The organism is Phaeobacter piscinae (genome assembly GCF_002407245.1).
GTDB lineage: Bacteria > Pseudomonadota > Alphaproteobacteria > Rhodobacterales > Rhodobacteraceae > Phaeobacter > Phaeobacter piscinae.
The window spans coordinates 3,122,861-3,143,127 of record NZ_CP010681.1; the positions used below are offsets into that span (position 1 = coordinate 3,122,861).

22 protein-coding genes are annotated in these 20,267 nt (G+C 58.9%); 16 read left to right on the top strand and 6 right to left on the bottom strand.

The features are described from left to right. Positions 1–38: 38 nt before the first annotated feature. Positions 39–566 carry a prolyl-tRNA synthetase associated domain-containing protein gene (locus tag phaeop14_RS14825; RefSeq protein WP_096790325.1) on the bottom strand — a complete coding sequence of 176 codons (528 nt, stop codon included), beginning with the start codon at positions 564–566 and terminating at the stop codon, positions 39–41. A gap of 109 nt (positions 567–675) precedes the next feature. After that, positions 676–2,670, bottom strand: coding sequence for an elongation factor G (locus phaeop14_RS14830; protein ID WP_096789967.1), 1,995 nt, complete (start codon positions 2,668–2,670; stop codon positions 676–678). 493 nt (positions 2,671–3,163) lie between these two features. Here phaeop14_RS14830 and ffh point away from each other — a divergent pair, with 493 nt between their 5' ends. The 8 genes from ffh (at position 3,164) to rimM (ending at position 8,702) form a co-directional block, all read left to right on the top strand. Next, a complete protein-coding gene (ffh, locus tag phaeop14_RS14835) occupies positions 3,164–4,705 on the top strand; it encodes a signal recognition particle protein (RefSeq protein ID WP_024095740.1) in 1,542 nt (513 codons plus the stop codon). Between the two features lies 1 nt (position 4,706). Next, complete coding sequence (locus phaeop14_RS14840) at positions 4,707–5,252, top strand: GNAT family N-acetyltransferase (RefSeq protein ID WP_096789968.1); 546 nt, start codon at positions 4,707–4,709, stop codon at positions 5,250–5,252. 122 nt (positions 5,253–5,374) lie between these two features. Further along, positions 5,375–5,995: a GNAT family N-acetyltransferase gene (locus phaeop14_RS14845; RefSeq protein WP_244905777.1), complete on the top strand. Its 621-nt coding sequence runs from the start codon at positions 5,375–5,377 to the stop codon at positions 5,993–5,995. Between the two features lie 37 nt (positions 5,996–6,032). Continuing rightward, positions 6,033–6,635 (top strand): GNAT family N-acetyltransferase, encoded by a 603-nt coding sequence (locus phaeop14_RS14850; protein WP_096789970.1) that lies wholly within the window; start codon positions 6,033–6,035, stop codon positions 6,633–6,635. A 57-nt stretch (positions 6,636–6,692) separates the two neighbouring features. Next, entirely contained in the window at positions 6,693–7,001 is a 309-nt protein-coding gene (locus phaeop14_RS14855) for a chorismate mutase (RefSeq protein ID WP_040176153.1), read from the top strand. A 41-nt stretch (positions 7,002–7,042) separates the two neighbouring features. Continuing rightward, the gene (gene rpsP / locus phaeop14_RS14860; protein WP_014876104.1) at positions 7,043–7,402 is read left to right on the top strand and encodes a 30S ribosomal protein S16; all 360 of its coding nucleotides are present in this window, start codon (positions 7,043–7,045) and stop codon (positions 7,400–7,402) included. A 4-nt stretch (positions 7,403–7,406) separates the two neighbouring features. Continuing rightward, on the top strand, positions 7,407–8,048 hold the full coding sequence (gene bluB, locus phaeop14_RS14865; RefSeq protein WP_096789971.1) for a 5,6-dimethylbenzimidazole synthase: 642 nt from the start codon (positions 7,407–7,409) through the stop codon (positions 8,046–8,048). A 150-nt stretch (positions 8,049–8,198) separates the two neighbouring features. Beyond that, complete coding sequence (rimM, locus tag phaeop14_RS14870; protein ID WP_014878852.1) at positions 8,199–8,702, top strand: ribosome maturation factor RimM; 504 nt, start codon at positions 8,199–8,201, stop codon at positions 8,700–8,702. A 5-nt stretch (positions 8,703–8,707) separates the two neighbouring features. Here rimM and phaeop14_RS14875 read toward each other — a convergent pair whose 3' ends face one another. Further along, positions 8,708–9,805 (bottom strand): phosphotransferase family protein, encoded by a 1,098-nt coding sequence (locus phaeop14_RS14875; protein WP_244905778.1) that lies wholly within the window; start codon positions 9,803–9,805, stop codon positions 8,708–8,710. Between phaeop14_RS14875 and trmD the strand changes: the two genes are divergently transcribed. The 5 genes from trmD (at position 9,804) to xrtE (ending at position 14,154) form a co-directional block, all read left to right on the top strand. Beyond that, entirely contained in the window at positions 9,804–10,604 is an 801-nt protein-coding gene (gene trmD / locus phaeop14_RS14880; RefSeq protein WP_096789973.1) for a tRNA (guanosine(37)-N1)-methyltransferase TrmD, read from the top strand. The two genes, phaeop14_RS14875 and trmD, sit on opposite strands and share 2 nt — an antisense overlap. 301 nt (positions 10,605–10,905) lie before the next feature. Next, positions 10,906–11,277, top strand: coding sequence for a 50S ribosomal protein L19 (rplS, locus tag phaeop14_RS14885; protein WP_014876109.1), 372 nt, complete (start codon positions 10,906–10,908; stop codon positions 11,275–11,277). 11 nt (positions 11,278–11,288) lie between these two features. Beyond that, positions 11,289–11,510 (top strand): 50S ribosomal protein L31, encoded by a 222-nt coding sequence (gene rpmE, locus phaeop14_RS14890; RefSeq protein ID WP_014876110.1) that lies wholly within the window; start codon positions 11,289–11,291, stop codon positions 11,508–11,510. Positions 11,511–11,729: 219 nt separating this feature from the next. After that, positions 11,730–12,539, top strand: coding sequence for a division plane positioning ATPase MipZ (locus phaeop14_RS14895; protein WP_014878849.1), 810 nt, complete (start codon positions 11,730–11,732; stop codon positions 12,537–12,539). Further along, positions 12,526–14,154, top strand: a complete 1,629-nt coding sequence (gene xrtE / locus phaeop14_RS14900) for an exosortase E/protease, VPEID-CTERM system (protein ID WP_096789974.1) — start codon at positions 12,526–12,528, stop codon at positions 14,152–14,154. Before phaeop14_RS14895 ends, xrtE begins: the two co-directional genes overlap by 14 nt. 36 nt (positions 14,155–14,190) lie before the next feature. Here the strand turns inward: xrtE and phaeop14_RS14905 are convergent, their stop codons facing one another. From phaeop14_RS14905 to phaeop14_RS14915, 3 genes are all read right to left on the bottom strand, one after another. Then, a complete protein-coding gene (locus tag phaeop14_RS14905) occupies positions 14,191–14,502 on the bottom strand; it encodes a VPEID-CTERM sorting domain-containing protein (protein WP_096789975.1) in 312 nt (103 codons plus the stop codon). 169 nt (positions 14,503–14,671) lie between these two features. Continuing rightward, positions 14,672–15,886 carry an adenylate/guanylate cyclase domain-containing protein gene (locus phaeop14_RS14910; RefSeq protein ID WP_096789976.1) on the bottom strand — a complete coding sequence of 405 codons (1,215 nt, stop codon included), beginning with the start codon at positions 15,884–15,886 and terminating at the stop codon, positions 14,672–14,674. 57 nt (positions 15,887–15,943) lie between these two features. Next, positions 15,944–16,384, bottom strand: a complete 441-nt coding sequence (locus phaeop14_RS14915; RefSeq protein ID WP_040176139.1) for a MarR family winged helix-turn-helix transcriptional regulator — start codon at positions 16,382–16,384, stop codon at positions 15,944–15,946. 72 nt (positions 16,385–16,456) lie between these two features. Between phaeop14_RS14915 and hmgA the strand changes: the two genes are divergently transcribed. The 3 genes from hmgA (at position 16,457) to phaeop14_RS14930 (ending at position 20,143) form a co-directional block, all read left to right on the top strand. Continuing rightward, positions 16,457–17,818, top strand: a complete 1,362-nt coding sequence (gene hmgA / locus phaeop14_RS14920; RefSeq protein WP_096789977.1) for a homogentisate 1,2-dioxygenase — start codon at positions 16,457–16,459, stop codon at positions 17,816–17,818. 106 nt (positions 17,819–17,924) lie between these two features. After that, complete coding sequence (gene fahA / locus phaeop14_RS14925) at positions 17,925–19,181, top strand: fumarylacetoacetase (RefSeq protein ID WP_096789978.1); 1,257 nt, start codon at positions 17,925–17,927, stop codon at positions 19,179–19,181. Positions 19,182–19,192: 11 nt separating this feature from the next. Continuing rightward, on the top strand, positions 19,193–20,143 hold the full coding sequence (locus phaeop14_RS14930) for an MBL fold metallo-hydrolase (protein ID WP_096789979.1): 951 nt from the start codon (positions 19,193–19,195) through the stop codon (positions 20,141–20,143). Positions 20,144–20,267 lie beyond the last annotated feature (124 nt).

Sequence of the window (20,267 nt, forward strand, 5' to 3'; positions counted from 1 at the left end):
TTCAAATTTGCGCAGTGATCACACAATGCCCTGCCACTTCAGACCCAGGTGATTGTAACGCTCAATCGATCCATCACCTCCAGAAATGCCTGTCGCGTCAGGGCAACGGTGCGATCATTCACCAAAGGATGCATGTAGATCACATCCGCCTGCTGCGCAGCCTTGTCCATATAGAAGTGCACATCTTGATTGACCCCGTTGACCATCGCCAGTGGAGTGACAGCGCCAGGGCGCACACCCAGGGTTTCCAGCAGGCGCTCCGCTGATCCAAATGACAGTTTTCCTAGTCCCAGATCAGCCGCCAGCGCTTTCAAATCGACATCGCGGTCCTGCTCAAGGCTGACCAGATGATTGCGTTTTATCTTGTCCCGCAGGTAGAGGTTCTTAAGCCGCAGCGCGCGCTCCCCTGCCTGCATGAAGCCCGCTTCAACCGCCTTCGCGTCCTCGACAGTGCGCAGTGGCACATGACTGTGCAGCCGGAAGCCAATGCCCCACGCATCCAGCTGCGCCAAAAGTTTGTCGGAAGAAACAGGCAAGCTGTCTTGAAACTGGGATGATGCGTCCACTGTGGCCTCATTGATCTGCACAAATGATATCGCCCGCAGATCAATGTGAAACACGAGGGCATGCAAGGGGGAACATCGCTATTCTGCCTGCTTTCTTATCAGCGTTTCATCAGCGCCCGCCACCTGCCGCAGATGATGTGCGGCGCGCCTCTTCGTAGTGATCGAACCCGCTTGAGAACCAGGCTGTTCCGCGAGTTGCGCTGGCAAGGCTGCTACAGAGCTGGTCCTGAACCGCCACCGGCAGCAGGGTTTCAAACACGTCCCAGCCTGCGGCCTCGGGGTGGGCTGCGAAACCAAGTATCTGCCCCTGCATCCCGCTGACCACTGGAACAAGCCCACCAGTGAAGACCGAAGGGACGTGGATCTCCACCCGCATGATGGGTTGCAGTACCACCGACCCCGCCTCCGCCAGCGCCTCACGAACCGCAGATTTGCCCGCCGTACGAAACGCGTAGTCAGAACTGTCAACGGAGTGGTGCTTGCCATCCTTCAGGGTCACCTGCACATCGACAACAGGATGGCCGCTGGCACCCGCCTTCAACGCCTCGCGCGCACCCGCCTCCACCGACGGAATGTAGCCCTTTGGCACCGCACCGCCTTTGACCTCATCGGTAAAATGGAAACCCGACCCGCGCGCGGCTGGCGCAAGGCTCAACACCACATCGGCAAACTGACCAGCTCCGCCAGATTGTTTACGGTGGCGATGATGGATTGTGACTGGTCGCGTGATGGTCTCCCGCAGGGCGGGCGGAACAGGTTCATCTCCTACCTCGATACCGAACGAGTCGCTTAGCAGCCCTAGGATACGGCGCAGATGCAGCGGCCCTTGCAGGTGCAGCAGCGCGTGCCCGCTGATCTCATCCTGTTCGACCTGCATGCCGGTATCAATCTCAGCAATGCGCTCCAGCGCTGCGGTCAGCCGGACATCATCGCGATCGTGCACGGGCGTGACGATCCGCTGATAGCTTGACGGGCGCGGTTGGGCCCACTGCGGCAATTGAGCGGCACGGTTTTCCAGATAGGCGTACCCAAGGCTCAGGTGATCCGATTTCACAACTTGCGCGATATCCCCCGGTGCAAGGTCACCAGAACCGGAGGGGGATGGGTTGCGGCCATTGCCAGCAGCGCGCCCGGTGGCAGGCGCGCTTGCGCCGGTTTTCGCAGCCGTACCCTCCCCCCTCAACTGCGTCATCGCTCCAAGGTTGCCACCTCCAACCTGCGCCCCCGCTCCCACCGGTTGGCTCAGCGCGCGGACGACGACCGTCTTGCCGAGATGTTTAACAAGGTCTCCGATACACCCTACTGCCAGAGGCTGCCCGTCCGCTGCCAACCGCTGTGCTGCGACCTCAACCGCGGGGGCCTCATGGCGCAGGGATTTCATCAGACGCAGGATCCCGTTGCGATGAAGCGCAGACCCCAAAAGCGCCGGGATCAAATCGTTATGCTGCAAGACGCGGGTGGCCACATCATAGACCGCTTCTGTCAGCGGCTTGCGATCTTCGATCAGTTGCTCCAGCAGATCGTCGTCATAGTCAGCCAACGCTTCCAGCATTTCTCCCCGCGCCTGACGTTCGCGGGCATGGATGCTATCCGGAAAAGCCACCAGGGCTGAGGGCTGCCCCTCCTGATATTTCCACGCCCGTTCTGAGATCAGATCCACCGCCCCGATCACCTCCCCCCCGGTCCGCATCGGTATCTGGCGCAGGACGATATTGTGCCGACAATAGGTTTGCAGCGCGGCGACGATATCGGCCACCCGCCCGGCGGCCTGATCCATACGGTTGATAAAAAGAAAGGCGGGAATACCCGCCTCTTCGACCATCCTGAGATAAGGCGCGGCCAAAACCCCGGCAGATGGATCCGCCGACACGCAAACAACCGCCGCATCGCTGGCTGCCAACGCCGGCCCCGCCGTCGCCAAGTTCTCAACCCCGCCGGCAATATCAATCACGCCCCAGGCCTCATCCATGAATGGAAACGCTCTCAACTCCGCAACACCTGTGGCCTGCTGCGGCTTCTGCTCTGGCTCCTGAAGTGTCGCTAGGGCTTTTGCCAGCTCAGTCTTGCCGGAATGAGAGGGGCCAATAACTGTAAACACACGCATCTGTCTTGATCCTTCTGTGGCTGCAAAGCCGCCCGATGAAGGAATACGACAGGAACGTCGCACCAGATGCCTTGAGAATAGCTGCCTCTGCAGTGGGGGCTTGGCTGACCCATGTTTTTGTTCATGTCTGACATCTACCAAAGAGCCATCGCATAGGCGCTGTTCACGCACCTGCAATGCGATGGCGCTTGCACGCGTATAGACGTGCCCCGCACTCTGATACTCCCCCACCGCAGTGCCTTGCGTCAACCGTTGCGCTCAACGCATGGCAGCGGGCCATCTATTCCCGGCCTAAGCGGTCCGGGTTGACTCATTGCGGCCAAACGCGTAACGCATGGCCCAAATCCGGGAGCCGCTACAGTCTTCCGGTCCCTGCCCTTGCCAGGGATCGCCCTCCACCAGCGTGTTACGCCCGTGGGGGTGATTGCGCATGGATCCTTTGCTCCCTACATGTGGGGCGCCCACGTTGAAACCGGCATAGGAGGCCGAAGGCATGTTTGAAAATTTATCCGAACGCCTATCCGGTGTCTTTGACCGGCTGACCAAACAGGGCGCGCTGTCCGAAGAGGACGTCAAAACTGCCCTGCGCGAAGTCCGCGTTGCCCTGCTGGAGGCGGATGTCTCGCTACCGGTTGCCCGGGATTTTGTGAAACGTGTACAAGAGCAGGCCACAGGCCAGGCGGTGACCAAATCGGTCACGCCGGGACAGCAGGTTGTCAAAATCGTCCACGACGCGCTGGTGGATGTGCTACGCGGTGACGAAGATCCAGGCCAGCTGAAAGTGGACAACCCGCCAGCCCCCATCCTGATGGTTGGCCTGCAAGGTTCTGGTAAGACCACCACCACTGGTAAGCTTGCCAAGCGTCTGAAAGATAAAGAAGGCAAGCGCGTCCTGATGGCGTCGCTTGATGTGTATCGCCCTGCTGCAATGGATCAGTTGGCGGTACTTGGCACCCAGATCGGTGTCGACACGCTGCCGATCGTGCCAGGTCAGAAACCTGTCGATATCGCCAAGCGCGCCAAACAGCAGGCCGCCTTGGGTGGCTACGATGTCTATATGCTCGACACTGCCGGCCGCCTGCAGATTGACGAAGTGCTCATGCAGGAGGTCGAGGACGTCCGCGATGTCGTCTCCCCCCGCGAAACGCTGCTGGTTGTTGACGGGTTGACTGGTCAGGTCGCGGTCGAAGTGGCCGAAGAATTCGATGCCAAGATCGGTATCTCCGGCGTCGTTTTGACCCGGATGGACGGCGACGGTCGCGGTGGTGCGGCGCTGTCGATGCGCGCGGTCACCGGTAAACCCATCCGCTTTGTCGGTCTGGGCGAGAAGATGGACGCCATCGAGACCTTCGAGCCTGACCGAATCGCAGGCCGGATTCTCGGCATGGGCGATATCGTTGCTCTGGTTGAAAAAGCCCAGGAAACCATCGAGGCCGAACAGGCCGAGCGCATGATGAAGCGCATGATGAAGGGTCATTTCAATATGAATGACCTGAAGATGCAGCTTGAGCAGATGATCCAGATGGGCGGCATGCAGGGCATGATGCAGATGATGCCCGGCATGGCCAAAATGGCAAAACAGGTCGAAGAATCCGGTTTTGATGACAAGGTACTGCGCCAGCAGATCGCCATGATCCAGTCGATGACCAAGAAAGAACGCGCCAATCCCGCCCTACTTCAGGCGTCTCGCAAGAAACGCATTGCTGCAGGGTCCGGCATGCAGGTTTCCGACCTCAACAAGCTGATGAAAATGCACCGTCAGATGGCCGACGTCATGAAGAAGATGGGCAAGATGGGCAAAGGCAAGATGCTGAAACAAGCCATGTCTGGCATGTTCGGCAAAGGCGGCGGCATGCCCGATATGGCTGGAATGGATCCGAGCCAGATGGATCCAAAAGCGCTGGAAGCAGCGGCCAAAGCCATGGGCGGCGGCAAGGGCCTTCCCGGTGGCATGGGCGGTATGCCCGGCGGGCTACCCGGCCTTGGCGGCATGGGCCTGCCCGGCGGTCTGAGCGGTCTGGGCAAGAAGAAGTAAGATGACCATTGCGCCCACCATATCCACTGCGCGCCTCACGCTGCGCCACCACGTGATGTCGGACTTCGCGCCGCTTCACGATGTGCTGGCCAGTGAACGCGCACGCTATATGGGCGGGCCGTTTTCACTCAAGGACAGCTGGCAGACAATTGCCGCTGAGGTGGGCAGCTGGTCCCTTCTGGGTTTCGGCAGCTGGGCAATAGAACGCAACGAAGACGGTGCACTTGTTGGCCAAGTTGGCATCAACAAACCAGCCCATTACCCCGAAGCAGAGATCGGCTGGACACTCTGCAACGGCTTCGAGGGCAACGGTTACGTCACCGAAGCAGCATCTGCAGCGTTGGAGTGGGCGTGGTCCCAGATGGGCGCTACCACCCTTGTCAGCTACATCACGCCCGAAAACGACAAATCGGTCTCAGTGGCTGAGAGGCTAGGGGGCACCCAGGATCCTGAGGCACCTTTGCCCGAAGGCGAAACTTCTGCAGATACGCTCGTCTACCGCCATAACGCACCTGATGCGGACGGCGGGATGGAGGCCTACGCATGATGGATCTCCGCTTTTCCTGCTCCACAGGCCACCGTAGCGGTGCCGCTGTGGCGACTCTGCCACGCCTGGACGGTGCTTTAACTCATTATTTTCCGGCATCTGGCATGGTCGGACCGTCTTTGATGCATAAACAGATCGCTGCGGCCTGTGCCGCAGGGGTCGATACGGATGTGGTAATGTCAAATACGGGTTATCGTTTCCCCAGCCTCATGACGAAGAGGCTTACACTGGTGTCCCCTGCGGAAGCCGGTTTTGATGCGCATGATGCCTTCCTGCGCATTGGCGCGCCGCGGTTTATTGATGCAGCAGACGATCCGGATGCGCTGTGGTGGTCAATTGCCACCATCATCGGTCACTGGCATCTGCGCGGCTACGGGCTGTTCGCTCTGGTCGAGCGCAGCACCGGGCGCCCCGTCGGCATGATTGGCCCGTGGTTCCCCAAAGGCTGGCCAGAGCCGGAGCTCTCTTGGCACCTAACAGAGGACGCCCGCGGCAAAGGCTACGCAAGCGAGGCCGCTGAAGCCGTTCTAGACTGGATCTTTCGTGAGAAGAACTGGAGCAACATCGCCTCCTTCATTCCGGAAGACAATGCTGCATCCATTGCTCTGGCACAGCGCATTGGCGCCCGGCCTGAGCAGTTGGTGTCGTTCCGCCTGGCCCCGGCCAACAACATGCGAACCTGGCGGCATCAGCCGCGCCAGCGCCTGTTGGGCGAGCCTGTGATAACGGGGCGTCTCCAATGATCTGTCGCCGTTTTTCATGCAGCGCGGGGGGTGTCTAATGCCCTCGTCCATCCCAGTGATCGAAACCAAACGCCTGGTTCTGCGGGGCCCCGAAGCCGTGGATTATCCCGACTTCAAGGCAACGTTCAGTTCTTATCGCGCGCGCTTCATGGGCGGTCCACTGAATCCATACGAAGCCTGGATGCTCTACGCCGCTGAAATTGGCCATTGGCAGGTGCGCGGGTTTGGCATGTGGATGATCCACGACAAGATCACCGAGGAAACATATGGGATGGCCGGGGGCTGGATGCCCGCAGGCTGGCCAGAACGCGAAATCGCCTGGATCATCTGGCCTGATGCCGCTGGTAAGGGCTATGCGCTGGAAGCCACTCACGCGGCCCGCAACTACTATTACAATACCCTCGGCTGGGATGGCGCGGTCAGCTATATTGATCCGAAGAATCTGGATTCGATCCGTTTGGCAGAGCGGCTGGGCGCACAGAAGGATCACGATGCCGACACGATTGACGGCAGCGACGCTGTCTATCGCCACCCGTCCCCGAATGCGCTGAAGGACAGCCAGCTGATCCATGGGATCGAGATGGAAATCAGCCATTACGCAGATCCCCTGTTTAAACCGGAGGGCTGGGCGCTTGACTGATCCCATCACCCAAAGCCGCGCGATGCGCGTTCCATTCATTCCCTCGCGGAGCCAGAAATGACGACAGAGACCCAAGATCCCGTCGCCCGTGCAGCGGCGCTGCTGAAAGGCCACCGCGAGAGCATTGATCGCCTTGATGCCATTCTCGTCTACACTTTGGGCGAGCGGTTCAAGCACACCCAGGCGGTGGGCCAACTCAAGGCTGAACACGACCTTCCCCCGTCCGATCCGACGCGCGAAACCGCGCAGATCGCACGGCTCGAAGACCTGGCGGAACAGGCCGACCTGGACCCCGATTTCGCCAAGGCTTTCCTGAATTTCATCATTCAGGAAGTCATCCGACACCATAAGAAACACCAGGAATAACAGGGATATCCCTGTAAACGCCATTAAAGGAGACTGAACCCATGGCAATGAAAATTCGTCTGGCCCGCGGCGGCTCGAAAAAGCGTCCCTTCTATCGCATTGTGGCTGCTGACAGCCGCATGCCGCGCGATGGTCGCTTCATCGAAAAGCTGGGCACCTACAACCCGCTGCTGCCGAAAGACAGTGAAGAGCGCGTAAAAATGGACATGGAGCGCGTGCAGCACTGGCTGGATCAGGGCGCTCAGCCCACAGATCGTATCGCTCGGATGTTGGAAGCTGCAGGCGTTCGCGCTAAGGTGGAGCGGAACAACCCCAAGAAAGGCACCCCGGGCAAGAAAGCTCAGGAGCGCGCCGAAGAAAAAGCAGCCAAGGCTGCTGAAGCGACTGCAGACGCGGAGTAAGTTGATGAACATGCGGGACAATTCATTCTCTGAAGACTTCCGCATGCAACTTGATCTGTTGATGCGTGTCCGGCGCGATGTGCGCCGATTTCGCTCCGATCCGGTGGACGAGGCAGTGCTTACGCGCTGTCTCGACACCATTCAGCTGGCGCCCTCGGTCGGGCTCAGCGAACCCTGGCGGGTGATCCGTGTCGAAAGTGACTCAGCTCGGGCCGCCGCACTTGAGAATTTCGAGACCGCAAATGCCTCGGCGCTGGCGGGCTTTTCCGAAGCCAAAGCTGAACGCTATGCCAAGCTGAAACTGTCCGGAATGCGCGAAGCACCGGTTCAGCTGGCGATTTACTGCGATGATTCCACAACAAAAGGTCACAAGCTCGGCGCTGGCACCATGCCGGAGATGCGCCGCTATTCGGTTGTTACCGCTGTGACCCTGTTCTGGCTCGCCCTGCGTGCCGAAGGTTTGGGGCTGGGCTGGGTGTCGATCCTTGATCCGCAACAGCTGAACCGGGATCTGGATGTTCCGGCCGACTGGCAGTTGATCGGATATTTCTGCGTTGGCCACCCGGAGCGGATGTCCAAAACACCGGAGCTGGAACAGCTAGGCTGGGAAACCCGCCGCAACGCATTGCCGGTCGAAACCCGGTAATCCACAGATGTGGCGATTGATCCGGCTTGCGGTTTTTGTTCTGATCGCCTTTACCGCAGGTGTTCTCTATGAACGCAACTACCAAACAGAACGCTGTGGACTCGCAGGCGGCACTTGGACTGCTGCGCGGTTCTGCAAAGGATGGATTGAATGACTGAGCAGATTTGCGTTGGTGCCATTTCAGGCTCGTATGGGGTGCGGGGCGAGGTACGCCTGAAGAGTTTCTGCGCCATGCCCGAGGATATTGAAGACTACTCTCCGCTCAGCACTGAAGACGGCAGCCAGACCTATACGATCACCTTGGTCCGCGCCATCAAGAACGGGTTTACCGCCCGTATCGGCGGGATCGAGACCAAGGAGCAGGCCGATGCTTTGAAGGGGGTGCGCCTGTTTGCACCACGCGAGCGGCTGCCAAATCTTCCGGATGATGAATATTATCACACCGACCTGATGGGCCTTGAGGTTTATGACACCGGCGGGACACTGCTGGGGAGCGTAAAATCAGTCCAGAACCACGGCGCCAGCGATTTGCTGGAAATCGCCATCCCGGCGGAGAGCAAAACCGTGCTGCTACCGTTCACGCTGGCAGCTGTACCGACGGTTGATCTTGCAAGCGGGCGCATCATCGCAGACCCACCGGATGGCGTGTTCTGAGGCTGTCAGCCTTCAGCTGCCAACAGCTGCTCCAAAACATGTTCTGCGGCGGCAGCGACATCCTGCGTTCGCTGTCGCGGTTCCGATCGTTTTCTGCCCAGTGCTGACCACAGCTTGAACAGGCGCCAGGTAAAGAAGAACCTGAAGATAGGATCCGTCGTCAGTTCTGCACCATAACCCTCCTCAAATGCTGCCCAATCCGCTCTGGCCACCCCTCCGAAACCAGGCGTGCGCCCTTCCGCAGCAAGGTGGTCGGGGCAGTTGGACAACCAAATATCGGCAATATCGCGCTGCGGGAATATTCCGTCATGGTTTGAATAGTCTATGAATGACACCTCGCTGTCGCACATCAGGATATTCCGCAGATGCAGATCTCCATGCTCCAATGCACCGCGGAATGTCTGTTTACGTGCACGCCGTGCCTCCCGGTGAAGCAGCGCGCAGAGACCCAAATACCTCTTCGGCTTCAAGACCTGAAACTTCCCGGCTCGTACCGTCTCCGCCCGCGCTGAGATCTGTTTCAGAAAGGGTTTGGGCCAGAATTGCATATCTCCGGCATCCGAAACCCTGTGCAGCTCAGCGACCGCGTGTCCAATCCGGCGAAGAACCTCTGCTCGGTCACCAAACCCGTATTCGGTCATAGTCAGCTCGCGGTAGGCAGTCTCCCCTTGGACAAAATCCATTAAAACTACAGCGCTATCTTGATCTCGCCACAGGACGTCAGGCGATGACACGCCGCATACCGATTGCAGGTCAAGCGCCGATTGCTGATGCCGATCAAGAACCCTGATCTGCCGGGCGGCAGTGGCGCCGTCAAAAACCGCCCTCAAGACATAGCGTTGCCCAGTTGCCGTTGTCACCTCCTGAACGCTGCGAACATGCTGATACCGGCTGTTCACCAGAAGCTGACGAAACCGCGCACCTTCGGCAGCCAGACCAAGGTCCGACGCAATACGTGGCCAGAACGCTTTGGCCCGCGCCTGCACATCCTCGATTGCGGCCTGATACTCATGGTCGGTTACAATAGGGGCCATTTCCGAATTCATCCAAACACCAAAGCTTTTTATTGCGTGTCGTTCTAACTGGATTAAACAGCGTCTCATGAGTGCACAAAACAAATCTCACGGCCGCAAGGCTATTCGCCCCTCGTTCAAGCCACGCGAGCTGATGACGCCGACGCCGGATCTGGTCGGCGTTTGGAAGGCGAAAATCATGACCCTGTTCCCGCATGCCTTCCCCGGCATTCTGGGGGAAAGCCTGACCGGCAAGGCCCTGCAAGAGGGGCTGTGGCAGCTGGAGACCGTCGATCTGCGCCAATTCGGCATCGGAAAGCACCGCAATGTCGATGACACCCCCGCCGGCGGTGGCGCTGGTATGGTGCTGCGGGCGGATGTGCTTGGGGATGCGATTGAGCATACGATGGCGGGCGCTGTCGGCAATTGGCCGTTGATCTACCTGTCGCCGCGCGGGCGCCGGATGGATCAGGCCTTGATGCAGGATCTGGCGCGCTGCGATGGTGTCACACTGCTTTGTGGACGTTTTGAAGGCGTCGATGAACGGGTTCTGCAACACTACGGCATTCAGGAAGTTTCTCTGGGGGATTTTGTGATGACCGGTGGCGAGATTGCAGCGCAGGCGATGATCGACGCCACTGTGCGCCTGATCCCCGGCGTTCTTGGCAATCAAGCCTCCACCGAAGAGGAGAGTTTTTCCTCCGGCCTGCTTGAACATCCGCAATATACCCGCCCAGCGGAATGGAAAGGGCAGACCATTCCTGATGTGCTGATGTCCGGCCATCACGGTAAAATTGCTGAATGGCGCCAGAAAATGAGCGAAGACATCACCAAGGCCCGACGCCCTGATCTCTGGCAGGCACACCAAGATCGCAAGACGCCAGACTGAACGATTCGAAGGCGGGATTTGCGGTTCTTAAACGCGACCTCTCCCCTTGATCCGCTGACCAAACAGGCATAAAAGGCCCCTGTCTGGATTCGCTGTTGCGTCTGTGGACCTGTGTTCTGTTGCATTTTGAAATCCCTGACCCGCCTTCTTCGGCAATTTGGGGGGCGCACGGTACACGCTTAGGAAAGAACGGAGTGATCTCTGGCGGGCTGCTATCTGCGGGACCCGGTGAAGACCAAGAGCTCTCGCAACCGCGCAAAACTTCGTGGGCAAAACCACGAGCAACTATAGGAGACCTGCGATGGACCTGATCGCACAGTTGGAGGCGGAACAAGTTGCCGCCCTGGGGAAAGAGATCCCCGATTTCAAAGCCGGTGACACCATCCGCGTCGGCTACAAAGTGACCGAAGGCAGCCGTTCGCGCGTGCAGAACTACGAAGGCGTCTGCATCAGCCGCAAAAACGGCTCCGGCATCGCCGGTTCGTTCACCGTTCGCAAAATTTCGTTTGGCGAAGGCGTGGAACGTGTGTTCCCGCTGCACTCGACCAACATCGACAGCATCACTGTCGTTCGCCGCGGCCGTGTGCGTCGCGCGAAACTGTACTATCTGCGCGCCCGTCGCGGTAAATCCGCACGGATTGCAGAAGATACAAACTACAAAGCCAAAGCGTAAGGAGTGGTATCATGAAAGCAGACACCCATCCCGAATACCACTTCATCGACGTCAAAATGACCGATGGCACCATCCTCAAGATGCGCTCCACCTGGGGCAAAGAGGGTGACACTCTGGCGCTGGACATCGACCCCACCGTGCATCCCGCATGGACCGGTGGCTCCACCCGTCTGATGGACGCCGGTGGCCGCGTGTCCAAGTTCAAAAAGAAATACGAAGGTCTGGGCTTCTAAGCCAACCTGTCTTGTTTTTTCGGAAAACGCCGCTCTTTTGAGCGGCGTTTTTTGTTGCAACTCCGGCGACCATGTTCATTGCGCAAGTTCACCCTGAGGAAACTACAGAGCCTAAATCAGGCCCTAACCTGCGGATATCGCGCTTCCCATCGATTCGACCGGACAGTATAGTCAGCCCAAGATGCGCAGTATTTTGCGCAGTGATTGGGGGAAGTGAACGTGGCGCATATTATTGTCGTCGGCAACGAAAAAGGTGGGGCGGGCAAGTCCACCGTCTCCATGCATGTGGCAACCACGCTGGCCCGGCTGGGGTACAAAATTGCCGCCTTGGACCTTGATCTGCGGCAGCGGTCGCTCGGGCGCTATCTGGAGAACCGCAAGGCGTTCATGGAGAAAGCCGCGCTGGAGCTGCCGCTGGTTGCCCTGCACGAGCTCCCTGAAATCGACGCCGATAGCCTGCAACCCGGCGAGAATGTCTACGATCACCGACTGTCTGCTGCGGTCTCCGAACTGGAACCCAGCAATGATTTCATCCTGATCGACTGCCCCGGATCGCACACCCGTCTAAGCCAGGTCGCCCATTCGCTGGCAGACACGCTGATCACGCCGCTGAACGACAGTTTTGTCGATTTTGACCTCCTCGCTCACACCGATCAGAAAGGTGAGAAAATCACCGGCCCGTCCGTCTATTCCGAAATGGTCTGGAATGCGCGGCAGCTGCGGGCCCAGGCCGGGTTGAAGCCGATTGATTGGATCGTGATCCGCAATCGTGTTGGCACCCAGCGCATGGTCAACAAGGAGAAGATGGAACGCGCCATTTCCATGCTGTCCAAACGGATCGGGTTTCGCGTGGCGCCCGGCTTTTCCGAGCGCGTGGTCTTTCGGGAGTTGTTCCCGCGTGGGCTGACGTTGCTGGACCTGAAGGATATTGGCGTCAAACAGCTGAATATCTCCAATATCGCCGCACGTCAGGAACTGCGGGACATGATGAAATCGTTGAACCTGCCAGGCGTGGATGTCGATATCTGACCAGCCCCCCATCACCGGCGAGACCGGTCCGATCGCTCAGCGCGGCGGGCGTCGGCTGGTCCTGATCCTTGGGCTGGCAGTTGCTGAACTGTTTGTCATCATGGTGGCCTATCAGCTGCTGGCCAATGTGCATTGCAAATTCACCGGCGCAGATCTGGCGTGCACAACTGTGCGCTCGATCGCCGGGCGCTTGTTGGCCGTTCTAACCGTGCTTGGGCTTTATCTGATCCTGATGCGCAGCGCATATCACGCATTGACGTCTGCCATCGGACAGGCCCCAAGACGCCCCTCGGCGCTGGTGCTCAACCTTGCGGGCCTAATGATCGCGCTTGTCCCGTTGGCACTGTTTGGCCCTACCGGGATCAACGCATGGATATCGCCGACGCTCATTCTAATCTGCCTCGGCGGCGCTATTGCCGGACTGGGTGGGGTGCTGTCCCTGATGCCACTGCGTGCATGGCTGATCTGGTTGCGCGGCTGCGGGCTCTCTTTGACGCTGGCGCTGATGGTGGCGCTGGTCATGCCGGACATCACCCGCATGATGGAGCCGATCTGGAACATTGAGGCACTGACCTCGGTGACCTTCGTTCTGGTGACATGGGTACTGGAAGTCTCGGGCGCGACGGTCTGGTCTGATGCGGCGCTGCATCTGATCCGCGTTGACGGGTTTCTGGTGGAGATCGGCGAACCATGCTCCGGCGTGGAGGGCTTTGCGCTCGTCACCACCTTTATGGGGCTATATGCGTTACTGATGGGACGGGATATTCGTCAGACACGGTACTGGCTGGTCTTGTTCCCTGCGGCGCTGCTGCTCAGCTGGGCATTCAACATCGTGCGTATCGCCATCCTGATCCTGATCGGTGCATGGATCGCACCGGAGCATGCCGTTAACGGCTTCCACAGTTACGCCGGCTGGCTGATGTTTACACTATTGGCGCTGCTGGTGCTGGCCATTGCGCATCGCTCTCGCTGGTTGCAGACCAATCCAGAGGCGCTGGCCGCAGCTGCGGCTGAACTGCCGCCGATGCGCGCTGATATGCTGCTTGCCTCCATCGTCCCATTCATCGTGATGATGTTAAGCGGTGTGCTGGTGTCCGCGATTTGGGCAGATCCTGCGCAAGGGTACCCGCTGCGCGCCGCGATGATGGCCGCCGCTTTGCTCGTATTCTGGCCTGCCCTGCGCCAGTTGGCATATCGACCAAGGCCAATTGACATCGCGGCCGGCGCCGCGATCGCCGCTGTCTGGATTGTGATGTCCACACCGGACATCAGCCGGGGTGGCACCGATGAACGCGATATGCTCTGGGTTGGCACACGTCTTCTCGGCACCGTCGTTCTGATCCCGATTATCGAAGAGTTGTTCTTTCGCGGATATTTGCTGCGCCGCATGGCAGGACAAGGTCAGATTCTACGGGCCGTTGTCGCACTTCTCATCACGAGCGCCCTCTTTGGCCTGATGCACGACCGTTTTGCCTTGGGAATGGCGGCTGGCGCCATCTTTGGTGCGCTATATTTGCGCGGCGGCGGTCTGGCTGCGGCGATACTGGCCCATATGGTGGCCAATGCGCTGATCGCCTATGTCGCCTTTGCCACAGCAAACTGGGCCCTGATCTAGACCCGGTTTCCTCTGTCGTCATACGCCATCACAGCATCAGTTCTGTATGGATCGGCGGCGGCGCAGTTCCCAAGTCAGCAGAAGCGCTGCCGCAACCGCAGCGACGGCGAGCAGACCGGCACTGACATCAATTTCCGGAACCGTCTGGCCCCCACCGTTGCCATTGCCATTTCCGTTACCTCCGCCGTTGCCCCAGCCGTTGCCCCAGCCATTGCCCCAGCCGTTGCCGTTGCCGTTCCCAGGGCCACCCGCATCCGGCCACTCACCCGCTGCAAAGGCATTCGGACCAGTTGCAAACCACACAGCCGCTGCGGCTGTCAGATGGGTCATGCGCAGTGTCAGTTTCATTGCATCTTATCCTTGCTGCTCTGTCGCTGTCCGGGGTGACGCGTTGCGAGGTTTCGACGAATCTCACTGACCACACCCTTTTCCTGCTTTCAGCACTAAGGGAGAAAAATGCGAAAATTATGGCAAATTTTACCTTTCGCTGAATTCCAGCCCCAACAGGTCGCGGAAATTACCCCTCGTAGATCGTGAACAACTCCACCGGCTCTGCGACACCGCGCAGCATATAGCGACCCAACGAGACCAGATCATGGTTGGTCGGTTGAGCTGCTTTTTGCACCTGCTCAGATACGATGATGCTGCGCCCAACGGAGGTATGCATACCGGATATCCGCGCCGTCAGATTGACGGTTGGCCCGATAACTGTGAAATCCAGCCGGTTCTCAGAGCCGATATTTCCGTAGAGGATTTCGCCCGCGTGCAGCGCCAGAGTGAAATCCGCAGTTGGCACGCCTTGCGCTGCGCGCTCCTTATTGCGCTTGCGAATTTTCCCCTGCAGTGCGCTGGCGGCAGCGAGGGCAGCAGTCGCGTCCTCACCAATGCTGCCAAGATCGAACATGGACAATATGCCATCACCCATGAATTTCAGGATATTCCCGCCGTGAGACTGGATTGTCTCAACAGCCAGACCAAAGTAATCGTTGAGCATATCAATCAGCTCGGCACCCGGAATTTGCTCTGCCAGCTGGGTGAACCCTTTCAGATCGAAGTAACAGATCACCGCATCAATCTGGCGGGAAGATCCGCGTTGAATTTCGCCCGACAAAACCCGCTGCCCGGCGTCGCGCCCCAGATAGACCTGTAACAGATCTTTGGCCATCTGCTGTGCAGATGCCGCGCGCAGCGCCAATGCCAGATGCGAGTAAATCTGGCGGATCAGGGCCAAGTCTGTATCTGTAAATCCCTCGGGATGATCGGTCGACCAGGACGACAAAATCCCCTCACCCGGGCGGCGCGGATCAAAGGGTGCGTCAGCGAAATCGCCGAACCGCTTTGCCAAGGCAAAGTAATCCGTTGCTCCGCGCTGCTTGAACTGCGCCAACGCTGGAAACCTCTCCAGAACATGGCCTGTCAGCTTACTGCGGAACTCAGGCACATCGCGTTCCAACATGTAGTAGAAGGTGCTGTAGAGCCATTCATCTCGTGGGGTATCGCTGTGTTCATAGAACTCATGCGACAGCCCGTCGGCCCGCGTCCAGCTGAACCCAATACCACCATATTTCGGATGATAGGCGCGCTGTGCCAGATGGAAGCGTAGCAGGGGTACCCCGGTATCGGCGAGCCTCTGGCAGAATCCCTGCAACATCTCCTGACGGCTGGCCCCCCGTAGCCCTTCAGCAGTGAGCCAGTCGATTATCGGCGTGGCGCGTGAAGCGGCATCCGTCATTATGCACGGCCTCATATTGTGGTCCCGGTCCAATCTGAGGCCTCAACCCGGCGATGTCTATGGCTCAATTCCTGCAAGTTTGCGCAACATGTCGCGCAGCGCCGCACTTTCCCCGTCGCTAAGCCGCCCCGCGAGTTGACGATCATAGATCGCAGCCTGCGTACTCAGGTCCCGGTAAGCGGCCTCACCTTGCGACGTAAGTTCCAGGTGCTCGGCACGACGATCTTTCTCGTCGCGATGACGTAGCACAAAACGACGTTCCGCCAGTTTCGCAACCGCCCGACTGATCTTCGTCTTGTGTATCTTGGCACGCTGGCCGATCTCGGTTGCTGTCATGCGGCCGTAATTGCCCAAGTGAAACAGCACACGCCATTCATTGCGCAGCATTCCATAGCGGTTCTTGTAGTGCTTTTGAAACTCAAGCGAGGATTCCTCCGCCGCCCGGTTGAGCAGATACGGCAAGAAATCCTGTAACGCGAAGTCATCTTTTTCATCCATAGGGCAGAGCTATCCCTTGTTAGTTACAAAATCAACTATTACCGAAACAGAGAACACCAAAAGGAGCGCCTCATGAATCACAAAGTCGATGCCCATGAAATGATCCAGGCCCCGTCTCTTGCCGGGCCTCACGCGGGCTATATGCCCGGATTTGGCAATGACTTTGAGACAGAAGCGTTGCCCGGCGCCCTGCCGCAAGGCATGAACAGCCCGCAGAAATGCAACTACGGTCTCTATGGTGAACAGCTGAGTGGCACCGCCTTTACCGCCCCAAGCCACCAGAATGAGCGCACCTGGTGCTATCGCATTCGCCCCTCGGTAAAACACTCTCATCGCTACACCAAGATTGATCTGCCCTATTGGAAGTCCGCCCCGAACGTGGATCCGGATGTGATCAGCCTCGGTCAGTACCGCTGGGATCCGGTGCCGCATGGCACCGAGGGACTGACCTGGCTCACGGGCATGCGCACCATGACCACGGCAGGTGATGTGAACACCCAGGTCGGCATGGCGAGCCATGTCTATCTGGTCACCGACTCGATGGTGGACAGCTATTTCTATTCCGCTGATTCCGAATTGCTGGTGGTTCCACAGGAAGGGCGCCTGCGGTTTGCGACTGAGCTGGGCATCATTGATCTCGAGCCCCAGGAAATCGCCATCATCCCACGCGGGCTGGTCTACCGGGTCGAAGTGCTGGACGGCCCCTGTCGTGGCTTTGTCTGCGAAAACTACGGGCAGAAGTTTGAATTGCCTGGCCGTGGCCCGATCGGTGCCAACTGCATGGCCAATCCGCGCGATTTCAAGGCGCCGGTGGCGGCGTTTGAGGACCGCGAGACGCCATCCACCGTCACCATCAAGTGGTGTGGCCAGTTTCACGAGACCAGGATCGGTCACTCACCGCTGGATGTGGTGGCCTGGCACGGCAACTACGCGCCAATGAAATATGACCTGCGGACCTATTGCCCGGTTGGCGCCATCCTGTTTGACCACCCGGATCCGTCGATCTTTACTGTGCTGACGGCCCCATCGGGCCAGCCCGGCACCGCAAATATCGATTTCGTGTTGTTCCGGGAACGCTGGATGGTGGCAGAAGATACCTTCCGCCCGCCGTGGTATCACAAGAACATCATGTCCGAGCTGATGGGCAATATCTATGGCCAGTATGACGCCAAGCCACAGGGCTTTGTCCCCGGTGGTGTCAGCCTGCACAATATGATGCTGCCGCATGGCCCGGACAGAAACGCATTTGAGGGCGCATCCAACGCAAACTTGGGTCCGGAAAAGTTGGACAATACCATGTCCTTCATGTTCGAGACGCGTTTCCCGCAGCATCTGACGCCATTTGCCGCCAATGAGGCACCGCTGCAGGATGACTACATCGATTGCTGGGCTGACATCGAAAAGAAATTCGACGGCACCCCGGGCAAAAAATAAGCAAAGGGGGGCGCTGCCCCCTCTGCGGCCCTGAGGGCCGCATTCACCCCCGGAGTATTTCGGGAAAGATGACGAGAGCAGCGGCTCTCAAACAAAAGGATCACGCATGCCTTTGAAAAAATCCTGGGTCTCCTCTGCCAATAGTGCGACCCACCCCTTCCCGCTGAACAACCTGCCCTATGGGGTGTTCTCTGTCGACGGTGATGATCCCCGCTGCGGTGTTGCGATCGGAGACATGATCCTGGATATGCAGGCCGCCGAGGAGGCCGGACTGATCCAGCTGGGCGATGCGCCGCTGTTTGACGTGCCTTATTGGAATGATCTGATGGAGGAAGGCCCGGCCGTCTGGGCCGCGCTGCGCGAACGGTTGACTGCGCTGTTGTCCGACGGCGCTGCCGAGCAGGAACAGCTGGAACCCCTGCTGGTTCCGGCAGCCGGTGCGGAGTTGCACATGCCGTTTGCAGTCAGCGAATACACTGACTTCTATGCAGGTAAGAACCACGCCTTCAATGTCGGTACCATGTTCCGCGGCCCCGAAAACGCCCTGCCGCCGAACTGGCTGCACATCCCCATCGGCTATAACGGTCGCGCATCCTCTGTCGTGGTGTCCGGCACCGATGTGCGCCGCCCTTGGGGCCAGCTGAAGGGACCGAACGATGCCGCACCCCGCTGGGCGCCTTGCGCGCGGTTCGACATCGAGCTGGAGATGGGTGCGATTGTCGGCACCCCTTCCGATGGCCCGATCACCGTTCAGGAAGCCGATGATCATATCTTTGGCTACGTGTTGCTGAACGACTGGTCTGCACGTGACATTCAAGCCTGGGAATATCAGCCACTGGGTCCGTTTCAGGCCAAGGCAACGGCCAACACAATCAGCCCCTGGATCGTGACCAAACCGGCGCTGGAACCGTTCCGCTGCAACACACCAGAGCGCGAGGTGGAATTGCTGGATCACCTGAAGGACTGCGGGCCGATGCTTTATGACATCGACCTAGAAGTCACCATGGCGCCACAGGGCAAGGACGCGACCACCATCGCGCGGACCAACTACAAGGAAATGTACTACTCCGCCGCGCAGCAGCTGGCACATCACGCCACCTCCGGCTGCCCGATGAACGCGGGCGATCTTTTGGGATCTGGTACCATTTCCGGCCCAACCAAAGACAGCCGCGGCTCACTTCTGGAACTCAGCTGGGGCGGCAAGGAGCCGCTGACGCTGGACACCGGCGAGGAGCGGTCCTTCATCGCAGATGGCGATACGCTGACCCTGAAGGGCGCGGCCAAGGGCGATGGCTATACCATTGGCTTTGGCGACTGTACCGGCACTGTTCTGGCCGCACTTGAAGACCCCTACGCAAGATAAGGAAGACCACCATGGCAAAGGCTTTTGCGTCCCAAGGGGACATGAGCGAAAAGAAGATCACCTTCGATGAAATCGGCGAAGGCCTCTATGCCTTCACCGCCGAAGGCGACCCGAACTCCGGCGTCATCATCGGCGATGACTCCGTGATGATTGTCGAGGCGCAGGCCACCCCGCGGCTGGCAAATAAGGTGATCGAATGCGTGCGGTCCGTGACCGACAAGCCGATCACTCATGTGGTGCTGACGCATTATCATGCTGTCCGCGTGCTGGGCGCATCGGCCTTTGGCGCGCGGAACATCATCATGTCGGATAAGGCACGTTCGATGGTGGTCGAACGCGGGCAGGAGGACTGGGACAGTGAGTTCCAGCGCTTTCCGCGTCTGTTCGAAGGCCATGAGAGCATCCCCGGCCTGACCTGGCCGACCACCACCTTCAGCGATTCCATGACTGTCTACCTCGGCAACCGCCGCGTTGATATCAAACATTTGGGCCGCGCTCATACCGCGGGTGATGCTGTGATCCATGTGCCGGACCAGAACGTCATGTTCACCGGCGACATCGTTGAATACCACTCCGCTTGCTACTGCGGTGACGGGCATTTCAGCGATTGGGGCGACACGCTCGACAATATCAAAGCCTACGACGTGGATGCCATCGCACCCGGCCGCGGTGATGCGCTGGTTGGCAAGGAGATGGTCAACGCTGCCATTGAGAATACCCGCGATTTCGTTGAGAGCACCTACCGCCCCGCCGCCAAAGTGGCGGCCAGAAACGGCACCTTGAAAGAGGCCTGGGATGCCGTGCGGGCCGAATGTGATCCGAAGTTCGCGGACTACGCGATCTATGAGCATTGCCTGCCCTTCAATGTGGCGCGCGCCTATGATGAGGCCCGCGGCGTTGATACCCCGCGCATCTGGACCGCCCAGCGCGATCTGGAGATGTGGGACGCGCTTCAGGACTAAGATCCACACCCCGGCAGAGACATCATCTGGGGGAATTTGATCCAGATCGTGTCCTGCCGGGGCAACCTATGACAGGCTCTTATGCGATACCGGCAGCCTTTGCCGGTACATGGGAGAGCTTTGC

Bases quoted from the DNA above. Each gene is read 5' to 3' on its own strand.
- phaeop14_RS14830 (WP_096789967.1), bottom strand. From the start codon at position 2,670: ATGCGTGTGTTTACAGTTATTGGCCCCTCTCATTCCGGCAAGACTGAG.
- ffh (WP_024095740.1), top strand. From the start codon at position 3,164: ATGTTTGAAAATTTATCCGAACGCCTATCCGGTGTCTTTGACCGGCTG.
- phaeop14_RS14840 (WP_096789968.1), top strand. From the start codon at position 4,707: ATGACCATTGCGCCCACCATATCCACTGCGCGCCTCACGCTGCGCCAC.
- phaeop14_RS14845 (WP_244905777.1), top strand. From the start codon at position 5,375: ATGCATAAACAGATCGCTGCGGCCTGTGCCGCAGGGGTCGATACGGAT.
- phaeop14_RS14850 (WP_096789970.1), top strand. From the start codon at position 6,033: ATGCCCTCGTCCATCCCAGTGATCGAAACCAAACGCCTGGTTCTGCGG.
- phaeop14_RS14855 (WP_040176153.1), top strand. From the start codon at position 6,693: ATGACGACAGAGACCCAAGATCCCGTCGCCCGTGCAGCGGCGCTGCTG.
- rpsP (WP_014876104.1), top strand. From the start codon at position 7,043: ATGGCAATGAAAATTCGTCTGGCCCGCGGCGGCTCGAAAAAGCGTCCC.
- bluB (WP_096789971.1), top strand. From the start codon at position 7,407: ATGAACATGCGGGACAATTCATTCTCTGAAGACTTCCGCATGCAACTT.
- rimM (WP_014878852.1), top strand. From the start codon at position 8,199: ATGACTGAGCAGATTTGCGTTGGTGCCATTTCAGGCTCGTATGGGGTG.
- trmD (WP_096789973.1), top strand. From the start codon at position 9,804: ATGAGTGCACAAAACAAATCTCACGGCCGCAAGGCTATTCGCCCCTCG.
- phaeop14_RS14875 (WP_244905778.1), bottom strand. From the start codon at position 9,805: ATGAGACGCTGTTTAATCCAGTTAGAACGACACGCAATAAAAAGCTTT.
- rplS (WP_014876109.1), top strand. From the start codon at position 10,906: ATGGACCTGATCGCACAGTTGGAGGCGGAACAAGTTGCCGCCCTGGGG.
- rpmE (WP_014876110.1), top strand. From the start codon at position 11,289: ATGAAAGCAGACACCCATCCCGAATACCACTTCATCGACGTCAAAATG.
- xrtE (WP_096789974.1), top strand. From the start codon at position 12,526: ATGTCGATATCTGACCAGCCCCCCATCACCGGCGAGACCGGTCCGATC.
- phaeop14_RS14905 (WP_096789975.1), bottom strand. From the start codon at position 14,502: ATGAAACTGACACTGCGCATGACCCATCTGACAGCCGCAGCGGCTGTG.
- phaeop14_RS14910 (WP_096789976.1), bottom strand. From the start codon at position 15,886: ATGACGGATGCCGCTTCACGCGCCACGCCGATAATCGACTGGCTCACT.
- phaeop14_RS14915 (WP_040176139.1), bottom strand. From the start codon at position 16,384: ATGGATGAAAAAGATGACTTCGCGTTACAGGATTTCTTGCCGTATCTG.
- hmgA (WP_096789977.1), top strand. From the start codon at position 16,457: ATGAATCACAAAGTCGATGCCCATGAAATGATCCAGGCCCCGTCTCTT.
- fahA (WP_096789978.1), top strand. From the start codon at position 17,925: ATGCCTTTGAAAAAATCCTGGGTCTCCTCTGCCAATAGTGCGACCCAC.
- phaeop14_RS14930 (WP_096789979.1), top strand. From the start codon at position 19,193: ATGGCAAAGGCTTTTGCGTCCCAAGGGGACATGAGCGAAAAGAAGATC.